We start from the raw sequence: 2,818 nt of genomic DNA, 5'->3' as shown, positions 1-2,818 counted from the left end.
GTACTCGCGATCATCGCCGAGCTCGTCGACGTCACCAGGGTGTTCATCGATGGACAGCAGACACCGTTCTCACGGGTGATGCTCGTCGTGTTCAACAGCCTCTTCTACCCCGGCATCGTCGCCATCGGTGTCGCACACGGATGGCGGACCCTGCGCCGGCTCATCACTGTCCTTCGGTGGCGCCTGATCTCGCTCCGCCTGTTCGTCATGTCTGCCCGAGACCAAACCGCGGGCAGGCCCACGCTGCGCCTCCAGGGCAGCGCAGAGGTGGTTGCCGCGCAGCGGTACATCGAGCTCCGCGACAAGATCGTCGCCGGCCGCCTCGAGGTCACAGAACAAGAGCAGCGCTACTTACAGCGAGTAGACGAACGGCTCGCGAAGGGAGTCACCGCATGGGCGCTATCGGTGTAGCAGCAGGGGCAGCCACTCTGACGGTCATAGCCGCGGCGACCGCCGCGGGCGTGGTGGTCGCGAAGAAGGCGATTCACCCACGCCCGAAGCGAACCGTCACCGTCGTAGCCGTCGACGATGCCAGCATCACCGTCCAATCGGACGAGCAGACACGGTGCCCTGGTGAGTACCGCGCGTACTTCCACGACGGCCAGCACAGCATCCTCGTCGGGGACGTGCTCGACGACGACGACCGTCACGTCCGCCGGACTATCCTGGGCGAACCCACGGCCGTTCCAGTAGCAGAGGACAAGCTTGTCTGGAGCGGGTACCTCCTAGACACTCCAGCATCTGTGTCGTCCTCCTTCGAAGAGGTTGCGATCACCGCCGACGGCGACACCCGGAAGGCGTGGTACTTCCCCGTGGCCGGCGCCACGACCTGGGCCATCCATGTGCACGGAATCCACTCGGGCAGGCAAGCCATCCTGCGCGCCGTACCCGACACCCTCTCGGCCGGAATGAGCTCCCTCGTCATCGGATACCGCGGCGACATTGAAGACGGCCGTGGCCTGCCCGCGACGTTCGGCACAGACGAGTGGCACGACTTGGACGCGGCGATGCACTACGCCGTGGACCACGGAGCCGAGCGTCTCGTGCTCGTCGGATGGTCGATGGGTGCGACGATCGCTCTTCACGCGGCCGCGCGCTCCACCCTTCGCAACCGGATCGACGCCATGATCCTGGTCTGTCCAGCCCTCGACTGGTTCGCGGCCCTGCGTGCCGGCGCGTCCAAGGCAGGCTTCCCGGGGTTCCTCGGGTCAATGGGCGCCCTCACGCTCACGATCCCGGGTCTCGCTCGCTTCGCCGGCCTCAGGAAAGCCATCCCCATGCGCTGGATGCGTCCCACACCAGCAGCTGGCCTGCCGATCCTCCTCGTCCACAGCTCCGGCGACCGCGACGTCCCCCTCGAGGTCTCCAGGCGATTCGCGGCCGTGCCTGGCGCGGCAGTCACCCTCGTGGAGATCGCGCCCTGCCCGCACGGCATGGAACTTAACCGCGAGCCCCAGCTGTTCCACGGCGCGATCTCACGCTTCCTTTCCCGAAACGCGGCTCTATCCACGGCATCCAAGGTGCACGGATAGGGTACCTTGGTGGTCGTTAGCGCTTCGGACAGGCTGCGACATTCAGCGCCACGGGGTCGTGCTGGCCAGTCGTTCGAGTCGCCTACCTCGCAAGGAGAAGGAACATCCATGCAGTCTCGCGACACGCCGTCCCAGGCCGCCGCGCGCATGCATGTTCCCGCCAAGGTGTGACTATGAGCGACTTTGGACGACGCGCCAGCCGAGCGCAGAACGCCCCTACGGTCCTTCTGCAGGGCCGTGTGCTTCCTGAGACCCGCCAGGCGTTCAAGGACGCCGCTGAAGAGAGCGGCGTCTCAGTCGCCTACTACCTCGACGCGCTAGCGCGCTCGCTCGTCGCCGAAAACGGCGCGATGCCGCTCGTCGAGGACCCCCGTCGGCTTAACCGAGTGGAGTTGCCGATCCCAGCCGCTTAACGACAAAACCCCCGCCAGAGGCGGGGGTTCGGGGCCAGGCCCCAAGTCATGTTTCTCACTACCTGCTACGTCGCCAAACAGATCAGGTCGTGAGCTTCCGAGAGAAGAAGCCCGGTTGGAGCCGGGAGCCTTCGTCGTACCACCACCCCGAGAGGAGGAGGTGTCGCCATCGTAACGCACGTTGCTGCGCCCGGTATAGATCAATCTGCCCGCGTGTCCTCTTCGGATAGCGCCTGGGCGTTGACGCGCTCGATCGCGCCTCGTCGGTACGTGAACCGCATGATCGCGGAGGCGGACGGGACGATCCGGTCGAACAGCTACCCGTCGAAGTTCCCGACTGCAGGGCACACTGCCCCGTCGACGCCGTGGACCATCGATCTCACCGACCTTGACGGGCGGTTCTGGTTCGCCGCGTTCGACCTCGACGCGAAGACCCCGGAGGACTTCGACCAGGCGGCCGAGGATCTCGGCGTGCTGGTCCGGATCCTCCGCGACGCACGGGTGCCGCACGTGGTGTGCCGTTCGAGCCCCACCGGCGGGTTCCACGTCTGGGTGCCCCTCGCCGGCGTCGACAAGGCCACGATGGTGCAGCTCGCCGGCGCCGCGCGCGCTGTCCTGCCGTCTCTTGACCACGGGTTGCTCTGCAACGACCGCACGGGCGCCGTCCGCCCGCCGCTGACCCCACACGCACGCGGTGGCGCGTCCGAGGTGATGGCCGGCGCCGACGACGTCGACGTGCTCCGCACCCCGACCGTCACCGCCGGCGATCTCCTCCGCGTCACGGCCGCGTTCCGTGAGCTCCGCCCGACCGTGGATCCCGCGGACTCCTCCCCCACCGGTCCCGTCGACGCCCGTCACCGGGTGCACCGGTCC

3 protein-coding genes and 1 pseudogene are annotated in these 2,818 nt (G+C 67.3%); all 4 read left to right on the top strand.

Features of this window, described 5'->3' with window-relative positions:
- On the top strand, positions 1–411 hold a 411-nt coding region (locus BACI9J_RS22940), incomplete at its 5' end, for a hypothetical protein (protein WP_159736675.1).
- Entirely contained in the window at positions 393–1,532 is a 1,140-nt protein-coding gene (locus BACI9J_RS22935) for an alpha/beta hydrolase family protein (protein ID WP_159736674.1), read from the top strand. The genes BACI9J_RS22940 and BACI9J_RS22935, both read left to right, overlap by 19 nt.
- A gap of 173 nt (positions 1,533–1,705) precedes the next feature.
- On the top strand, positions 1,706–1,945 hold the full coding sequence (locus tag BACI9J_RS22930) for a hypothetical protein (RefSeq protein ID WP_111085077.1): 240 nt from the start codon (positions 1,706–1,708) through the stop codon (positions 1,943–1,945).
- A 213-nt stretch (positions 1,946–2,158) separates the two neighbouring features.
- Positions 2,159–2,818 (top strand): annotated as a pseudogene (locus tag BACI9J_RS22925) (helix-turn-helix domain-containing protein); the annotation flags it as partial.

The organism is Arthrobacter sp. 9V, from assembly GCF_902506065.1.
Taxonomy (GTDB): Bacteria; Actinomycetota; Actinomycetes; order Actinomycetales; family Micrococcaceae; genus Arthrobacter.
This window is presented reverse-complemented; position numbering and strand designations above follow the sequence as displayed.

Bases quoted from the DNA above. Each gene is read 5' to 3' on its own strand.
- BACI9J_RS22935 (WP_159736674.1), top strand. From the start codon at position 393: ATGGGCGCTATCGGTGTAGCAGCAGGGGCAGCCACTCTGACGGTCATA.
- BACI9J_RS22930 (WP_111085077.1), top strand. From the start codon at position 1,706: ATGAGCGACTTTGGACGACGCGCCAGCCGAGCGCAGAACGCCCCTACG.